This window comes from Bartonella sp. W8122 (assembly GCF_016102485.1).
Lineage (GTDB): Bacteria > Pseudomonadota > Alphaproteobacteria > Rhizobiales > Rhizobiaceae > Bartonella > Bartonella apihabitans.
In genome coordinates this window covers 1,636,254-1,655,178 of sequence record NZ_JACFOO010000001.1, presented here as the reverse complement: position 1 = coordinate 1,655,178, position 18,925 = coordinate 1,636,254, and the positions used below count along the sequence as shown (strand labels likewise).

Below are 18,925 nucleotides of genomic sequence, written 5' to 3'. Positions count from 1 at the left end.
GCTCCCTTCAAATAGCTCATCGAGAAGGCAAGCAAACTCACGATTGACGATGGATTTCAATTGGCAGGTTGGTTGCGAAGTTTTGAATAATGGCAGAACATTGTCTGCTTAATTGCCGAATTTTACGTGGCTGTTTCGATTTTTAGAATGTGGTTAACCTGTTAAAATTCTAAATTTGTCTCCTTTATTGCTTTGATAATCGTAGTACTCAAAGTTGTTTGAGCCGGTTTTTACAAAACGAGATATCTGCAACAATATTTTTTATTCTGTGTGAAAAGGTCCGCTTGAACATCCAGACGGGCATTTTGGCAAAAATTAATCTACAATTACAATTTTTAAATCACCGTGCAAAAGAAGTCAGTATCCGACAAATTCGAGAAAGACGGGTATCCTCATTTCTCTATCGGTTTGATGACTTATGGTCATTTTTTTCTGCCTGTATCTTGTCAATCAAGATTGCATGAAGAGATTTTGCAAGACTTTTATAATCTTCATCAAAATGATGTCCGCCGGGCAGTTTTAAACGTTTTGTTGCATCAAGCGCAGGATCTGTACAAGCAGTATCATCTTCGTCCTCCCCATAGACACAGACCGTTTTATCTGCAGGCACGTATTGCATCTGATCAAGAACAGGTGTGTCACCCGAACCGCCGAGCCAACCATCAATGGAAATCTGAAAATCCGCTGTTTTGGACAAGCCCATGAGCGCTATCATAACCGTTTGGTCTTTGACCGTTTCATCGAGTACTTCCCAAGCAAACGGTAAAACATCCGCTCCGAACGAATAGCCGAACAGTGCAACCGGTAACCGTTGTTCGGGGTCAGCCTCCTGAACAAGTTGCTCTATATCTTTGGCAATTTCTTCCGGTGTGCGTGTGCTCCAGAAATAACGTAACGAGTCGATGCCGATCACATGAATATCCTGGCTTTGCAAAAGATCGCCAATTTCCATATCGATATCACGCCAACCGCCATCGCCAGAGAAGAAAATAACCAGTGCCTTTGCCGGGTTTTTGGACGGCATATCAATAATGGGCAGGTCGGCATCCGCCGCATCGCGAATAGCATAATCAAGCGCTGTATCAACAGTTTCCTTCATTCGCGATTCAAAAGCCGGGTCCTTGATGATTGCGGCAACTTTATCCCGTGCCGCCTGCTTTACGTCATTACCGGCCAATGAATTACTGATAATCGTCACCGGAGAGGGGACTTTTACACCTGTTTCATAACTATAGCCGCCGTCGGGCATTTTTGTTGCGTCAGCCTCTTCCGTGCAGGAAGGTAATCGTGTGTGCGACGATTGCGACGGATCAAGGACTACAGTGCCGGCTAATGTATTTTCCGGAGAATCGGCGGCCGCTGCATAGGAAACCGTGCCTCCTTCACCTATTCCCACCACAACAGGATGAAAATAAACGTCAAGATCCAACCGGCGCAAAATGTCTTTTGACAGAGCTTCAAGATCGGATACGAGATAAACACAATCGCCATCTTCTTTATCCAGTTCCTCGCGCCAGTTATCAAAATTGACAGATGCCACAATAAGGTTCCGTTTCAGCAATGCGGCAGTCATATCTGTTTCCCGTGTTTTTGGACCACCGGTATCGGAAACGAGTATAACAAGACCTCTGATATCTCCTTGCGGCAAATAAACCGGTATATCGGTGAAACGTTCTCCTTCTGCGTAAACAACAGGAGATGTGGAGCCGATGAAGCTTGCCCATAGCCGGTTAACCTTCCCCCGATGCAAAACACCATAAGCAGCGGCTGCGATAATAAAAACGGCCAAGAGCAATAAAATTATACGTCGGATTGTCATTTGCGTAAAAACTCCAGCGGGTTGCCGTTGATAAGTGTTGTGACATCAAAAAGAACTTTAGCAGTTTCAAAACCACCGGGGCAGATCAGATAATGCGGTGACCAAACCGGATCGAACTTATCCTTGAACGCTTTCAAGCCATCAAAATGATAAAGATCACGTCCGCGCCGATAAATAAAAGAGCCTATACGTTGCCACCTTGCAGCCAGACGGTTGGTCGACAGACCAGCGAGAGGAGCAGCTCCCAAATTGAACCACTGGAATCCTTGTTCTTTGCCATAAAGCAACAGATTGGCAAATAATGCATCCATCATAACTTTGGATACATTGGGCAGGTAACGCATCATATCGACTGTTATTTCATTTTTGTTACCACTTTTCCAGACATTGGCAAAAGCGACAATCTGATCATCTTTGGTCATGACTGCGACATCGTAACGTTTTAAAAATTCGTCATTGAAATAACCGATTGAAAAACGTTTTTCAGCTCCGGATTTCGAGGCAAGCCACGTATCAGACACATGTCGCAGTGCTAACAAATGATTTTCTACTTCATTTGCCGGAATAATGGAAAACACCAAGCCCTCGCGGGTCGCTTTACGTTCAGCATAACGGAATGGTTGGCGTTTTGGCCCGTCAAGTGAAAAATCGGGGAGGTAGACTTTGGCGACCTCGCCCAACTTGATTGCGGTTAACCCCATATCGAGATAAAGCGGCAAATGACGCGGACCTACACCGTAAAAAACAGTGCGCAAGGCTGCATCATCGGCATGTTTACGAAATTCCCAAGCGAGATCGTTAAAAACCTTTTCGTCATTGCTTACGGGTTCACCTAAAGCAATCAAGCTACCACCGGATTTACTGTACATAATAAAGCCGTCCTCGTTGGGAGAAATCAGAAACTGTTTATCTCCAAGTAGCGCTAATGCAGTATCCGACAAAGGTGATTGGGCAACGAGCTTAGGGATACAATCAGGAATCGTCGTCGCGCGTTTTGAACGCTTGCGCAGTGGTCTATGGATAATATTGTAAAGCGCTGCAATAAAGATAACGGAAAATATGACAACGCTTGCTCTTAAAAAACGCGGTGCATTGGCGTTCCAGGCGAAGCTCCACCACAATTCATTTGAATATTCGACGTGACGGTAAACAAAAAAGCCAAGCCATATAACCGCACATGCAAAGGCGGCAATACTGGCAAGCCAACCCCAACTTATGGTCAAACCATTATTCAATGGCCGACGATAAAACGAGCGTTTGAACCCCCATAAGATTAATGCAAATATGCACAGAATAGTTGCTTCTTCCCAATCAAGTCCTTTGGTCAGACAAAAAACCGCACCTGCAAGCAAAAGAAAAATGGTAACAAACCATGCATTGACGAGCCGTCGCGCCAATCCGTAGGAAACGACAAGAAGTGTTACACCGATAAGACTGGCAGCCAGATTCGACGTCTCGATAAAAATTAGTGGCAATATATCCGACAGGACATCAAGTCTTATCCGGCGCCCGGGAGTGACAACCGATATCAACATTACGACACCGGCCAGAAAGGTCAGACCGGCCGATATGAACGGTATCATCGGTTCGATAATGCGCGAAACCTGTGCGGCACGTGCCGAAACACGTTTGCGTTGCCGGAACATTTCCCAGAATGCAATGCCGACAATTGCAATGACAAGCGGCAATATTGTGTAAATCAACCGGTAAGTCAACAGAGCAGCCACACCTTTTGCGTTTCCGGCAAGGCCCAAACCACCAATGAGAATGGCTTCAAAAGCGCCAAGGCCACCCGGTGAATGGCTAACCACACCTATAACAATGGCAACGGCGAAGACCAGATTGAAAGCGAGAAAACCGGTTTGTAAATCGGCAGGCATGAGCACATAAAGCGTGGCAGATGCAGAGGTAATATCAACCAGACCTGCAAAAATTTGCATCAAAGCGCCGCGGGAGCCCGGAAGTTTCAAGGAAAGAGGCCCAATTTTCAGCTCTCTTGCTCCGCCGTAAAGCCACAATATCAAGGCAATCAATGTGAGAATAATGGCGATGCCGGCAATCCTGTCAGCCGTTAAATTTAAGGTGCCAAGAAGGGGAAGATTTTCAGGTTCGAACGCAAGCGCAAATCCGATAACGGTAAGCAAAGCAAACCACATTGAAAACCAGGACATGCTGATGATACGCCCGATATCGGCAAGACCGACACCTTCTCCCGCATAAACGCGGTAACGGAGTGCTCCTCCTGTAAGAAAGGAAAAACCGAGAGCATTGGATACAGCATAACCGGCAGATCCAGCGAGAGCTGCGACCGGCATTGTGATTTTACCAGGTGCTATTGTGCGAGCCGCTACGACATCATAAAGCGCAATGCCGCAAAAACTTAGCGCGGTGAAGAACAATGCAAGCAACAATGTCGGTGTTGTATAACTTTTGAAAGCCTCGATTGTGTCGTGTCTGGAAGTCGTTTTCAAAAGTTCCCAGAGAACAAAAAATGAAATTGCAGCGATTGTCAGTCCTAATAACGGAACAATCGATGTTTTTGCCAGATGCAAAAGGCGCGAGGGCTGCTTGCGAGCGTTTTTGTCAACGGTGTTCTCGTTCAGTTCATTTTCGCTTGTCATTTTTATCCTTTTAAACCGTTGGTCAATGCGCCTATCGGGACTGTTTAGAACCAGTATTGCAAAACTCTATGGATTTAATTTGTCATATTTATACGAAGGAACAGATTTTTATAAGTGTAGCTTTTCGTAAGGTTGAAGGTTTTCATTGAGATTAATATAGGATAGAACTGTTACAAAATTTACGGAACGAGACAGTTGTTTTCAGAATTATCGACATTCGGGGTATTTTTAGGCGGCGCACTATCATTTTTATCGCCTTGTGTATTGCCGCTGGTGCCTCCTTATCTATGCTATATGGCCGGTGTTAGCGTCGAAGATTTTCGCAATAGCGACATGCAAAACAAACAGCCCGTCCGTCTAGCATTGTTTGTCGCGGCAATCGCCTTTTCATTGGGCTTTTCAACAGTTTTTATCGCACTGGGTGCAACAGCCAGCACCGTCGGGCATTTTATCGGTCAATATCGTGACATATTGGCGATGGTTGCCGGGATTATTATTATAATCTTCGGACTTAATTTTTTAGGTGTATTCAGAATCGGAATTCTCGCGCGGGAAGTTCGCTTCCAGACGAGAAAAACACCGGCGGGCCCATTGGGTGCCTACATTATTGGTCTGGCGTTTGCTTTTGGATGGACACCATGTGTGGGACCGGTCCTTGGACCGATTCTTACTTTTGCCGGATCAAAAGAATCGGTTGGTGAAGGCGCATTACTGCTCGGTATATATTCGCTCGGTCTTGCTATTCCTTTTATTCTGGCGGCCTTGTTTTCAAACTTCTTTATGTGGTTTTTAAGCTCGTTCAGAATGCATTTGGGAAAAGTCGAAAAGATCATCGGTATATTGTTAATTATCGCCGGTATCCTTTTTTTAACCGGCGATATGCAAAATGTTTCATTCTGGTTGTTGGAAAAATTTCCGTCTTTGAGCAGTGTCGAAGCATTGGGCTGGTCGGACATTGTCGATTTTTTCCGTAATCTCTTTTGAGGATTTAAAAGGCAAATGATTAACCGTAGCTGTCTCTCAATAATTCTAGCAGCAGGCGAAGGCACGAGAATGAAATCGGATTTGCCGAAGGTGCTGCATAAAATTGCCGGTTTGCCTCTGGTCTGCCACGTCGTTCGGCAAGTTCAGGCACTTGAAAATAGTGAAATAGCAGTTGTTGTCGGGAAGGGAGCCGAAGAGGTATCTTCGGTGGTGAGAGACTTTTCCAAAAGTGCCCGAATATATGTTCAAAAAGAACGACTTGGAACCGCGCATGCAGCACTGGCAGCACGCGAAATGCTGGCGAAAAATTTTGACGATGTATTGGTTGTTTTTGGCGACACACCACTCATCGAGTTAGCTTCACTTAATCGTGCGCGTGATGAGCTCGCGAACGGTGCCGACATTGTTGTAATGGGGTTTGAGACCGAAAATCCGTCAGGCTACGGTCGTTTGATCGAAAAAGCCGGAAAACTTCAAGCAATTGTTGAAGAAAAAGACGCAAACATTGAACAGAAAAAGATAAAATTCTGTAATGGCGGTGTTATGGCGTTGAATGGCAAACGTGCTCTTTCATTGCTTGAACAAATTAAAAATGAGAACGCCAAAAAAGAATATTACCTCACGGATGTTGTTACAATCGGTGTTTCTCAAGGACTGGATGTCAGAGCAATTACTATACCGGTCGAGAATGTTCTGGGTGTGAATACACGCGTTGAACTCGCCGAAGCCGAAGCGTTGTGGCAAAAACGTAGGGCCAAAGAACTCATGTTATCCGGCGTAACAATGCTGCGACCGGAAACCGTTTATTTTTCATATGACACCGAAATTGCCCGCGATGTCATTATTGAACCGAATGTTTTCTTCGGTCGTAATGTAAAAGTGGAAACCGGCGTTGTAATTCATGGCTTTAGCCATTTGGAAGGGGCAATTGTCAAAACGCATTCGGAAATCGGGCCTTATGCGCGTTTGCGTCCCGGAGCGATTCTCGAGAATTCTTCAAAAGTCGGTAATTTTTGCGAGATAAAAAATGCAAAAATTGGTGAAAAGGCCAAAGTCAACCATCTTACTTATATTGGGGACGCAGAAATTGGTCGCGGCACCAATATCGGCGCGGGAACCATAACCTGTAATTACGACGGCTTTAACAAGTGGAAAACGATTATCGGCGAGAATGCATTCATCGGGTCAAATTCCGCTCTGGTCGCGCCTGTTGAAATTGGTAAAGGTGCTTACGTTGCGTCGGGCAGTGTAATAACCGAAGCGGTACCAGAAAATTGTGTGGCCTTTGGTCGCGCAAGGCAGATAAACAAAGAAGGACGAGCGGATTTGTTGAGACAAAGGTTCTCGTCAATGAAAACAAAAAATAGTTTATGACAGAAAAAAAGCCATTTTTGACATTTAAAAAAAGGGAATTATTTTCTATCTAGAACTAACCCAGGCCAGAAAAGTCAGGAACAAAAACACTTTTAAATTGGTTATTCTGTTCTAACTCTTCTAATAAACAGATTAATACCCGGAGCGAAGTTTTATATGTGCGGAATTATTGGAATCCTTGGTAAAAGGGACGTGGCACCTTTGCTGCTTGACGGTTTGAAAAGGCTTGAATATCGGGGCTACGATTCTGCAGGCATTGCTACTGTCTACCAAGGTCATCTTGGACGCTTACGAGCCCCCGGTAAGCTCGTCAATCTCGAGGAAAAACTGAAAAAAACGCCGCTGAAGGGCGAAATTGGCATTGGACACACCCGCTGGGCTACCCATGGCGCACCGATTGAACGTAATGCTCATCCGCAGATGACTGAAAAAGTAGCTGTGGTTCATAATGGCATTATCGAAAATTTCGCCGAATTACGTGACGAACTTATCGCTGATGGCTGTGTTTTTGAATCTGATACCGATACCGAGGTTCTGGCTCATCTCGTGACCAGAGAAATAAAAGGTGGATTGACACCGGTCGAGGCAATGCGTGTTAGCCTCAAGCGGTTGCGCGGTGCCTATGCCGTTGCCCTTATTTTCGAAGGCGAAGAAGACCTGATGATTGCGGCTCGCTTTGGCCCGCCGCTTGCTATCGGTTACGGTAAAGGCGAGATGTTCGTAGGGTCGGATGCGATAGCACTTGCTCCATTCACCGATCGGATTTGCTATCTTGAAGACGGTGATTGGGTTGTACTCACCCACAATAGTGCAACAATCTATGATGCCGATGACCGGATTGTCGAACGTGAAATATCGACATCTTCAGGTAATGCTTTTCTTGTTTCGAAAAGTAATCATCGCCATTTCATGCATAAGGAAATGTTCGAACAGCCTGAGGTCATTTCGCACACTCTGGCCCATTATGTCGATTTGGGGGGTGGCAAGGTCAATGAATCTGCCAATCCGATCGATTGGGCCAATATTGATCGTTTGGTCTTTGCAAGTTGCGGAACAGCCTATTATTCGACATTGGTAGCACGTTATTGGTTTGAAAAATTATGCGGGCTGATTGTCGAAAATGATGTTGCTTCGGAATTCAGATATCGCGAGCCGCCTATGACCGATAAAACCTTGGCGATGTTCGTGTCACAGTCGGGGGAAACCGCTGACACACTTGCATCCTTGCGATATTGTCGGGCCAAAGGAATAAACACAGCAACTGTTGTCAATGTTCTGGAATCGACCATGGCAAGAGAAGCGGATTTTATGTTTCCCACGCTTGCCGGCCCTGAAATAGGTGTTGCCTCGACAAAAGCTTTTACCTGTCAATTGTCTGCTCTGGCCTCGGTTGTTCTGACTGCTGCCAAACACCGAGGTATGCTTGACCAGAAAACCGAACAGAAAATGGTTCAACAGCTTTCCGAGCTTCCCAGAATTATTACGGATGTTCTGAAACTTGATAGCGATATTGAAGAAATATGTCGTGATCTTATGAGTGTTAGGAACATTCTCTATATTGGTCGCGGCACGTCCTATCCAATTGCTTTGGAAGGCGCTCTCAAGCTCAAAGAGCTGTCCTATATCCACGCCGAGGGGTATGCAGCCGGTGAATTGAAACACGGGCCAATCGCACTTATTGATGAAAACATGCCCGTTATTGTAGTCGCACCACATGATAGGTGGTTCGACAAAACGGTTTCCAATTTGCAGGAAGTGGCAGCGCGCGGCGGACGCATTATTCTGATTACAGATAAGGATGGTGCGGCTAAAGCAGGGGTGAATAGCCTGTCGACGATTGTTATGCCGGACGTTCCGGAATTCATTGCACCGATTGTTTATGCAGTTCCGGTCCAGTTGATTGCTTATCACACGGCAGTACTGCTTGGTACAGACGTAGATCAGCCACGCAACCTCGCTAAATCTGTAACCGTTGAATAGACCGATATTCAACTTGCTAAAAAATAATCATTCCTCCTCGTTTATGGGGAGGAATGATATTAATTGCCGGATTTTGAATCCTGCGTCTCCAAAGGAATAGCAACAGCAATAATAGGACCAAGCCCATACCACCAATCATAACGTTTCATTTCGGGGGCGTAGAGGCTTGAGATTGACCCGTCAAGGAAAAGCGCGTTCGGGGTTTTCATTTCATCACGAAAAAACCGCGCGAATTCTTCAAAATTCACTCGTCCTTCGGAATTGACAAAAACAACAGTTCCATTTGTTCTGATGCCAACGCCATTGCGATATTCAAGGTAAGGCGAGTTGACAATAAACCGCGGATGAATTTTGTTTTCGATGACGAGCATCGGCCCGGATTGTGTTGCAATATCCGGTTTGATTGTCGATTTCAGAAATCTATCCGTATCCATAACACCGGCTTTTTTCCCCTCGACAAAGAAAATACCGTTCGGCTTCATATGAAAATTTCCCGGCCCATCCTTGGTAGAAACGGGATGAAGCGTTTTGCCATTTTCAATATAAAGGCCGACCGCTGAAAAATCCTTGTGGTACATGCCGCCATTGACAGCAAAAGCAATCGTTTTCCCTTGTTCCCGTAAATATTTTTCAACGTTACGAAAATATTTGAAAGGTTGACCGTTTGCATTGTTTAGAAAAAGCGAAATATCATATTTTTCGGGATCGACCTCGCAAACAATATAAGATTTATTTTCGAATTTCTGGTGGTAGCAGAAATTGTGTGTTGTGATTTTTTTTGGCGTTTCGTGAGGCTTTTGATCTTGTTGTTGTGGCTCGGTTACGATGGGCGGATTGGAACCCTGCGGGGTGCTTTCAGGCTTTTCGAACGTTGGTGTTTGTCTGAAAAACATAAAACTTCCCACTGTTACCAATATTCCGGTGAGCGTTATCAAAAGCGGCGTGATGATATGGTTCTTTTTCATGATTTAACCGGCCCGAAGTAATTTTATGGCCCCGTCCTGGCGGAAAAGGTAAAGCAACAGTCGCAATGCCCGACCGCGTTCCGACATGAGTTGCGGGTCTTTTTCCAGTATGAGGCGCGCATCCTTTCGGGCAATTGCCAATAAATCGCTGTGAACTTCAAGATCGGCCATGTGAAATTCGGGAAGTCCGGATTGTCTGGTTCCTAATACTTCACCTTCGCCACGAAGTCGTAAATCTTCCTCGGCAATACGAAAGCCATCTTGCGTTTCTCGCATGACATTCAGTCTCGCTTCTGCAATTTTACCAATCGGTGCCTTATAAAGCAAAATACAAGATGATTGTTTGTCACCTCTTCCAACTCGTCCACGTAACTGATGAAGCTGCGAAAGGCCAAATCGTTCGGCATGCTCGATAATCATGATCGATGCGTCAGGCACATCGACGCCGACTTCCACGACGGTGGTAGCGACAAGCAAACGCGTTTTGCCTTGCTTGAAATCCTGCATCGCCCGATCTTTTTCGGTGGCAGCCATTTTACCGTGAACAATTCCCACAATATTGCCAAAACGGGCATGGAGAAATTCAAATCGTTTTTCAACGGATGTGAGCTCCAGGCTTTCTGACTCCTCGACCAGTGGGCATATCCAATAAATCTTGTCACCACGTTGAAGTGCCACACTGACGCGGTCGAGAAGCTCGGCCAATCGCTCTTCCGGTAAAATAGCTGTGGTTACCGGTTTCCTCCCTGACGGCTTTTCTTTTAGTTGTGAAACATCCATGTCGCCAAATGCAGTCATAACTAAAGTTCGTGGAATAGGGGTGGCGGTCATGACAAGCATATCGGGTCGTATGCCCTTGGCCAAAAGATTAAGGCGTTGATGAACGCCAAAACGATGCTGTTCGTCAATAATTGCAAGCGAGAGATTATGATAGTCGACGCTCTCCTGAATAAGTGCATGCGTCCCGATGATAATCGCAGTTTGCCCGCTTTTGATATCATCAAGAATTTTTTCGCGACTTTTACCTTTTTCGCGGCCAGTCAACAAAACGGTTTTCAGGCCGATTTTTTCAGCCAAAGGGCTGATTGTTGCAAAATGTTGCTGTGCCAGAACTTCAGTAGGCGCCATGAGTGCGGATTGACCGCCATTTTCGGCAATTTGTGCCATTGCCATAAAAGCCACCACAGTTTTACCTGATCCGACATCACCTTGTAACAATCTCAACATTGCCTCGTTCGAGGCGAGGTCTCGCGATATTTCGGCAATGGCCGCTTCTTGACCTTTCGTCAAAGTGAAGGGTAGGACGTGCAGGAGTTTTTTTGTATATGTGCCTCTTGGGGGATTGGCTTTACCAGCCAATTTCTTGGTTTTGTGCCGGACTAACCCCAGCGCTAATTGACCGGCCAGAAATTCATCATAAGCAAGGCGTTTTCTGGGCACACTGTCGACACTAACATCGGCGGGGTCTACCGGTGTGTGAATTCGGCGCAAAGCGACGCCGAAGGATGGAAAGCCGGATTGTTTGAGCATTGTGTGATCAATCCATTCCGGTAACAAGGGTAACCGGTCAAGTGCTTCACCTATTGCACGGCCTAAAGTTTTTCCCGACAAACCTGCCGTTAGCGGGTAAACGGGCTCTATAAGTGGCAGTTTTTCACTCTGTGATGACAGAACAATATAATCGGGATGAACCATGGTAACATGGCCGTTAAATCGTTCCACTTTACCGGAAACAATAACTTTTTCGCCCTCGGGCAATTGGCTTTTTAGCCAGCTTGGTTGAGCATGAAAAAACACCAAGGTAATTTCCCCCGTTTCGTCATGACCGAATATCCTATAGGGAAGGCGTTTATTGTTGCTTGGAGGAGCCTGATGATAATCGACAACTATCTCGGCAGTTGTGACAGCACCGTCTAACGCAAAAGCAACGCCGGGGCGCTGTCTGCGGTCGACAACAGAGTGTGGCATTAACTGGACAAGATCAATAAGTCGCGGTTCGTCTTGTGCCGGATCGATGTTCAGGAGTTTGGATATCGTTAAGCCGACCTTTGGCCCTATGCCGGAAAGGCTTCGTATCGTCGCAAAAAATGGGTCAAGTAATGTCGGTCGCATGACTATGAATTTAGCGGCGGGAAACCATTTTTACCAGTATCAAAATCATGTTCATCAGCTAAAACTTTTTGAAGTTGAAACGGTTTTGAAAATAGCAGACAAAGTTTTGAGCAAGGCCAAAAAAACGAACAAATTTAAATCCTTTTGAAATAACCAAAATTCTCTTGGTCTCTGACTGCATATGCTGTTTCGGCTGGTCGTTTGACTATTATCCTATTCGACGTGGGGCATAACAATTCGAAACCTCGAACAGGTGGTAGCAGGAGTTCCTCGAAGATCTCACTCCATTCAACAACAACGGAATTTTTTTAAATTCAAAAGAATGATTGCAGAAAAAGCATGTTCGACTATTTTGACCTTTAACATGCATCTTGAGGACCGGATAGGCGCCTGTTTTTTAAAAGCCTGATAGTTTGAAACATTCGTATTGTCGTTTTGTGCGGATTGGCTATTTTAAGCCTTGAAACAATCGGCCGATCATTGCGAAAGTGCTGACGGATGCCGCTTGAGCGAAACTTCTCATTTAAAAATTCAGGACTGGGCGGGATCGGAAACCCTGTATCGGTCGAATATCTGGGAAACGATAACGTGTAACCGAACCTTGATTGCCAGATTAAAGTCCTGACGAGAATATTTCTCTCTTTTGAAATTGTGAGAGGAAATATCATTCATGGAAATAAATCATTAACTATGGAAAGCATGGAGAAAATAAAAACTTGAAAACAGAACAAAACAAGAACATAAAGGATACATAACAAGAAAGGAAAAGCTGATGTCCGAAATTTTATATGATGTGTTGTCCTTTGTTTCTGTGAGTTTGTTCGTGACAACGGTAGGAATCTGGTTAATAACGTTCTAAAACAAAAGCGTGATTTTGCGAGTAGGGGCTGATGTCGCAAGCCGGGGCCTTCGCCCAAAGCTATGAAAGCCTTTCCGAACCCGTCGTGATGATGATTGAGACATGCATTGATCACGATAACGTCTGGCAGAATCATTGACATTTCTTGTCGTGGCAATCGCGAATAATTATTGGAAAGATTGAACGTGTCTGACGGTAGTACTGAAAAACAAAATGAGGAAATTGAACGCCCGCGGTTTATCCATTTGAGGATTCACTCGGCCTATTCATTGTTGGAAGGTGCAATAAAGGTCAAAGAAGTCATAAAATATGCTCTTCATGACCATGCTCCGGCTATCGCGATTACCGATACAAATAATCTCTTCGGTGCACTCGAATTCACCCAATATTGTTTTGCCGACGGTATTCAACCGATTATCGGTTGCCAATTGGCTATCGACTTCGAAGATGTGGGGTACGACCCACGTGTCACAAAATGGCGTTATCCTTCGGACTTTACGTCAATTGTACTGCTTGCGGCCACAGAAACGGGCTACAAGAATTTGGTGCATCTTGTAAGCCGTGCCTATCTCGATAAAAGCGAGACTGACCCCGCAAATGCGAGAATAGAATGGGTCGAAGAACTGAGTGAGGGCATTATTGCCCTGACCGGTGGACCGAACGGTCCGATAAACAGCTCGATTGTTGCAGATAAAAAAGATCGTGCTATCGAACGTTTGCAACGTCTGCAAAAAGCATTCGGCGACCGGCTATATATGGAACTACAGCGGCATGGCAATTATGATCGCGCAACGGAAGCGGAAATTGTCGAACTCGCCTATAAATATGGCATACCGTTGGTAGCGACTAATGAAGCTTTCTTCAAAGATAAAAGCGGTTATGAAGCGCATGATGCGTTGTTGGCGATTGCCGAAGGACAAATTGTATCCAATCCGGATAGACGACGCGTCACACCCGACCATTACCTGAAATCGCAAGATGAAATGGTCGAGCTGTTTTCCGACCTTCCGGAGGCAATCGACAATACCGTTGAAATTGCGATGCGCTGTCACGCCTATACGCCGACGAGAAAACCGATTTTGCCACGTTTCACCGGTCAATCGGATGATCCTGCAGCAGCTGTCAAAGCGGAAGCTGACGAAATGATACGTCAGGCAAGAGAAGGGCTGAAGATGCGCCTTGAAACGGCCGGTCCTTCGGAAGGTTATACGCCTAAGGATTACGAAGAACGACTGGAATATGAAATATCCATTATTACAAAAATGCAGTTTCCGGGCTACTTCCTGATCGTTTCTGACTTCATCAAATGGGCAAAAGCGCATGATATCCCCGTAGGGCCAGGACGCGGATCAGGTGCAGGCTCGCTTGTTGCCTATGCTTTGACAATTACCGATATAGACCCGTTGCGCTTTTCATTGCTGTTTGAACGTTTTCTCAATCCGGAACGCGTATCCATGCCGGATTTTGACGTGGATTTCTGTCAGGATAGACGCGAAGAAGTTATCCATTATGTGCAATCCAAATATGGCAACGAACAAGTTGCACAAATTATTGCACTCGGTAAATTACAGGCTCGAGCAGTTATTCGCGATGTCGGTCGCGTCCTTGAAATGCCTTATCGTCAGGTAGATTATCTTTCCAAATTGGTTCCGCAAACGCCCGGAAACAACGTCGAGCTTGCAAAAGCCATCAAGGATGAACCAAAATTCGAGGAAGAAAAGAAAAAAGATCCAACGGTCGGTCATCTCCTTGATATTGCACTTCAGCTTGAGGGACTTTATCGGCATACATCCACACATGCCGCCGGTATCGTTATCGGTGACCGGCCTTTGTGGCAATTGGTGCCAATGTATCGTGATCCGCGCTCGAATATGCCGGTTACGCAATTCAATATGAAATTTGTTGAAAAAGCGGGGCTGGTCAAGTTCGACTTTTTGGGTTTGAAAACCCTTACAGTTTTGAAGACGGCTGTCGATTTTGTCGCGCGCAAAGGAATAAAGATCGATCTTTCCCATATTCCGCTTGATGACAAACCGACTTATGACATGCTGACGCGGGGCGAAACAGTCGCCGTATTCCAGGTTGAAAGTACGGGCATGCGCAAGGCGCTTATCGGGATGAAGCCTGACCGTATCGAGGATATTACCGCCCTTGTCGCACTTTACCGGCCGGGTCCTATGGAGAATATCCCGACCTATATTGCCCGTAAACACGGTGAAGAAGAGATTGCCTCCATTCACCCGAAAATAGATTATCTTGTGAAGGAAACCCAAGGCGTCATCATCTATCAGGAACAGGTGATGCAGATCGCGCAGGTGCTCGCGGGATATTCGCTTGGACAAGCGGACCTTTTGCGCCGCGCCATGGGTAAGAAAATTCATGAAGAAATGGAGCGCCAGCGTGTCCACTTCGTTGCCGGAGCTGTTGAACGGGGCGTGGATAAAAATCAGGCAAATTCGATCTTCGATTTGCTGGCAAAATTTGCCGATTATGGTTTCAATAAATCCCATGCGGCAGCTTATGCTTTTGTTTCTTATCAAACGGCCTATATGAAAGCCCATTATCCGGTTGAATTTTTAGCCGCTTCCATGACTTACGAAATGGGAAACACCGAAAAGCTTAACGATTTTCGGCGTGAAGCAGAGAGGCTCGGAATTGAAGTCGTCGCCCCTTCGGTCCAGACATCCTATCGTGCGTTCGAGGTCGGCGAAAATCGTATTTATTATTCACTTGCTGCGATCAAGGGGGTTGGCGACCCTGCAGTCAATCACATTGTGGAAAAACGCGGCGACAAGCCGTTCAAAGATCTGGAAGATTTTTGCGAACGCACGGATCCACGTATTGTCAATAAGAGGGTGATGGAAAGCCTTATCCATGCTGGCGCATTCGACTGCTTCCATATTCCGCGTGAAGTGCTCGTGGCAGGAATTGATGTCATCAATGCCCGTTCAATGCGGGTGCTTGACGATAACCGGAGCGGCCAGACCGATATTTTCGGAATGAGCGACGGACCGAAAGAACCACTTTTATTGCCTGAGGCAAAGCCATGGTTGCCGGCTGAAAAGCTTCATCACGAGTTTCAAGCCATCGGTTTTTATCTATCTGCCCATCCATTGGATGAATATAAGGATGTTTTGCAAAAACTCCGCGTTCAAAACTGGAACGATTTTTCCAATGCTGTGCGGCGAGGGGCAAATGCCGGTCGTCTTGCCGGAACGGTCAGTGCAAAACAGGTAAGAAAGACAAAATCGGGAAAGAAAATGGGGATTATCCAGTTTTCCGACCCGACCGGACAATTCGAAGCGATCCTTTTTTCGGAAGGATTGGCGGCCTATGGAGATATGCTTGAACCGGGGCAATCGGTCGTCATAACAGTTAATGCCGAAAATCGTCCGGAAGGTATCAGTTTACGGATAGAAACAGTTCAGTCATTGGAACATGAAGCAGAACGTATTCATAAAACAATGCGTATTTTTGTTCGTAATGCCGATATGGTAGAAGAAATCGGCGGTAGCCTCGAGCGTGGCGGCGACGGGGATGTAGGATTCATTATCATCAAGGATAATGGTGCCCGCGAAATAGAAGTTTCACTTCCGCATAAATATCGCGTAACTCCGCAGGTAGCAGGTGCTATGAAAGCCATTCGCGGTGTTGTTGATGTCGAACTTGTATAGAACTATAAAATGGTTTAACAAAAACATACAACCGATTGATATTTAACAAAAAAGAGGAAGGTAAATCTATTACCTTCCTCATATTGTAATTTCGTTAGTTTTTGAATTATCTTCAGAGTTTTGTCGCGATTAACGCCTGTTCAAGATCAGCTTTCAGGTCGTCAAAATCCTCAATGCCGATTTGAAGCCTCAGAAGTGAACCTAAATATTGGTGTTTGAAAACGCGGTCTTCCAAGTGGACTTCGACAGCGAGACTTTCATAGCCACCCCAGGAATATCCGAGTTTGAAAATTTTAAGTGCATTCAAAAAAGCGTGGGCTTCTTTTTCGCCGCCGCCTTTCAAAACAATCGAAAACAATGACGAAGCGCCTTTGAAATCACGTTTCCAGATTTCATGGCCTTTATGGCTTGGAAGTGCCGGATGAAGCACTTCTGCAACCTGCGGCATAGTTTCCAACCATTGGGCGAGAGCTAAAGCAGTCTTGCTTTGATGGGCAAGTCTTATTCCCATAGTGCGCATCGAGCGCAGAGTATTGTAAGCATCATCACCGGAAACGCTCATTCCAAGAAACATATGGGCGTCTTCGACAATTTTTTTTGTCCGTTCATTTGCAGAGATGAAACCGATCAGAATATCGGAATGGCCGGCCGGATATTTTGTTCCTGCGGTAATTGAAATATCGACGCCATGGTCAAGAGGTTTGAAATTAACAGGTGTTGCCCATGTATTATCCATCAGTACAACTGCGCCATGTGCGTGTGCAACCGAGGAAATTGCCGGTATATCCTGAATTTCGAATGTATTTGATCCCGGTGACTCGGTAAAAACCACCTTGGTGTTCGGCTTCATCAAAGTTTCTATAGCTCTGCCGATTGTCGGGTCATAATATTCTACCTCTACCCCCATTTTCCGGAGCATATTATTGGCAAAACGACGTGTCGGTCCGTAGACAGAATCGGCAATCAATGCATGGTCACCTTGTGCCAATACACCGAGGAGCGGAACGGTAATTGCGGCAAGCCCCGAAGGCACCAGAACGGTTTTTTCCGCTCCTTCAAGCATGTTGATCGCCTCGCAAAGAGCATCGGTTGTGGGCGTTCCATGCGTGCCGTAGGTGTAACGTTGATTTTCGGATTTTAAAGTCTTCGCATCGGGAAACAACACCGTTGAAGCATGAACAACCGGTGGATTGACAAAACCGAAATAATCGGCCGGATTATTTCCACAATGAGCAAGTTTGGTATTGATGCCGGACGGATTTGAATGTTTATTTGAGGTCATCAACTGTACTTTCCAATTTTTTATTCCACTTTATATTTTACCTTTGATAAAACATGATAAAGGTCAAGCAAAATCTGTTCGCTTTTCATTAGAATGATAGCACGCTATTTGCTTGACGTTATCGGGATAATGCTTTTCGATAGCGATCAGGACAAGTTTTTGCAAAAGCAGGAGAGGACATTATGTTTTTCAACACTTACATCGCTGCTGTCGGCGTTGCTGTTGCGGCCTTAAGCGCTGTTTCGGCCTCTGCAGGCACTTTGGATGACATTAAGGCGAGGGGATATCTGCAATGTGGCGTAAGCACGGGACTTGCCGGTTTCAGCATTCCCGATGAAAAAGGCCATTGGACAGGTTTTGATGTTGATTATTGTCGTGCCGTTGCTGCCGCTGTTTTCGGAAGTGGTGACAAAGTAAAATTTGTTCCCTTAAGCTCTAAAGAGCGTTTTACAGCACTTCAATCAGGTGAAATCGATGTTTTGATCCGCAATACCACTTGGACAATCAATCGGGAAACAGCCTTGGGACTGGATTTTGTCGGTGTCAATTATTACGATGGACAGGGCTTCATGATTAACAAAAAGAATCTTGAAGGTGTGACATCAGCGCTTCAATTATCGGGTGCATCAATATGTGTTCAGTCTGGCACATCAACCGAACTGACACTTGCCGATTATTTCCGTAATAACAAAATGGAATATACGCCTGTTGTTTTTGATAAATTTACCGAAGTCAATCAAGCCTACGATGCAGGGCGTTGCGATGTTTACACAACCGACCAGTCGTCACTTTATGGCTTGCGCTTACAGCTTAAAAATCCGGAAGATCATGTTGTTTTGCCGCAGATCATTTCGAAAGAACCTTTCGGTCCGGCCGTTCGTCAAGGTGATCCCCAATGGGCCGATGTTGTGCGTTGGACGCATAATGCACTGTTGAATGCTGAAGAATTCGGCATAACACAGGCAAATGTCGACGATATGTTAAAATCCGACAATCAGGATATCCGGCGTCTTCTCGGAGTGGAACAGGGTAATACAATTGGTAAAGACTTGGGGCTTGATAATGATTGGGTCGTAAAAATCATTAAAGCGACCGGCAATTATGGTGAAATCTTCGAGCGTAATATCGGGCAGAACACACCTTTGAAAATTTCACGCGGCATCAATGCCTTGTGGACGAAAGGCGGGCTGCAATACGGTCTCCCTATTCGTTGATGGTCTTTTATAGCGTCAATTTTCCTAATGACTAAACACCC

General features: G+C 45.5%; 10 protein-coding genes. 5 read left to right on the top strand and 5 right to left on the bottom strand.

Translation table 11 applies throughout. The features are described from left to right. Window positions 1-400 precede the first annotated feature (400 nt). Window positions 401-1,819, bottom strand: a complete 1,419-nt coding sequence (locus tag H3S83_RS07210; RefSeq protein ID WP_198239294.1) for a virulence factor family protein — start codon at window positions 1,817-1,819, stop codon at window positions 401-403. Beyond that, window positions 1,816-4,440, bottom strand: coding sequence for a bifunctional lysylphosphatidylglycerol flippase/synthetase MprF (gene mprF / locus H3S83_RS07205; RefSeq protein ID WP_198239293.1), 2,625 nt, complete (start codon window positions 4,438-4,440; stop codon window positions 1,816-1,818). The genes H3S83_RS07210 and mprF overlap by 4 nt, the downstream gene beginning before the upstream one ends. A 195-nt stretch (window positions 4,441-4,635) precedes the next feature. On the opposite strand from mprF, the gene H3S83_RS07200 reads away from it, so the two are divergent. The 3 genes from H3S83_RS07200 to glmS all read left to right on the top strand — a co-directional run bounded on the left by H3S83_RS07200 (window position 4,636) and on the right by glmS (window position 8,778). Continuing rightward, a complete protein-coding gene (locus tag H3S83_RS07200) occupies window positions 4,636-5,424 on the top strand; it encodes a cytochrome c biogenesis CcdA family protein (RefSeq protein WP_198239292.1) in 789 nt (262 codons plus the stop codon). A gap of 15 nt (window positions 5,425-5,439) precedes the next feature. Beyond that, the gene (gene glmU / locus H3S83_RS07195; RefSeq protein ID WP_198239291.1) at window positions 5,440-6,798 is read left to right on the top strand and encodes a bifunctional UDP-N-acetylglucosamine diphosphorylase/glucosamine-1-phosphate N-acetyltransferase GlmU; all 1,359 of its coding nucleotides are present in this window, start codon (window positions 5,440-5,442) and stop codon (window positions 6,796-6,798) included. Between the two features lie 156 nt (window positions 6,799-6,954). Further along, entirely contained in the window at window positions 6,955-8,778 is a 1,824-nt protein-coding gene (gene glmS / locus H3S83_RS07190; RefSeq protein ID WP_198239290.1) for a glutamine--fructose-6-phosphate transaminase (isomerizing), read from the top strand. Window positions 8,779-8,837: 59 nt separating this feature from the next. On the opposite strand, the gene H3S83_RS07185 is transcribed toward glmS, so the two are convergent. Together H3S83_RS07185 and recG are read right to left on the bottom strand one after the other, a co-directional pair. Next, a complete protein-coding gene (locus tag H3S83_RS07185; protein ID WP_246741721.1) occupies window positions 8,838-9,743 on the bottom strand; it encodes a phosphodiester glycosidase family protein in 906 nt (301 codons plus the stop codon). A 3-nt stretch (window positions 9,744-9,746) separates the two neighbouring features. Then, window positions 9,747-11,855 carry an ATP-dependent DNA helicase RecG gene (recG, locus tag H3S83_RS07180; RefSeq protein WP_198239289.1) on the bottom strand — a complete coding sequence of 703 codons (2,109 nt, stop codon included), beginning with the start codon at window positions 11,853-11,855 and terminating at the stop codon, window positions 9,747-9,749. 1,044 nt (window positions 11,856-12,899) lie between these two features. On the opposite strand from recG, the gene dnaE reads away from it, so the two are divergent. Continuing rightward, the gene (gene dnaE / locus H3S83_RS07175; RefSeq protein WP_198239288.1) at window positions 12,900-16,388 is read left to right on the top strand and encodes a DNA polymerase III subunit alpha; all 3,489 of its coding nucleotides are present in this window, start codon (window positions 12,900-12,902) and stop codon (window positions 16,386-16,388) included. A 112-nt stretch (window positions 16,389-16,500) separates the two neighbouring features. On the opposite strand, the gene H3S83_RS07170 is transcribed toward dnaE, so the two are convergent. Continuing rightward, entirely contained in the window at window positions 16,501-17,670 is a 1,170-nt protein-coding gene (locus tag H3S83_RS07170; RefSeq protein ID WP_198224579.1) for a cystathionine beta-lyase, read from the bottom strand. A 182-nt stretch (window positions 17,671-17,852) separates the two neighbouring features. Between H3S83_RS07170 and H3S83_RS07165 the strand changes: the two genes are divergently transcribed. Beyond that, window positions 17,853-18,884 carry an amino acid ABC transporter substrate-binding protein gene (locus H3S83_RS07165; RefSeq protein WP_078039538.1) on the top strand — a complete coding sequence of 344 codons (1,032 nt, stop codon included), beginning with the start codon at window positions 17,853-17,855 and terminating at the stop codon, window positions 18,882-18,884. Window positions 18,885-18,925 lie beyond the last annotated feature (41 nt).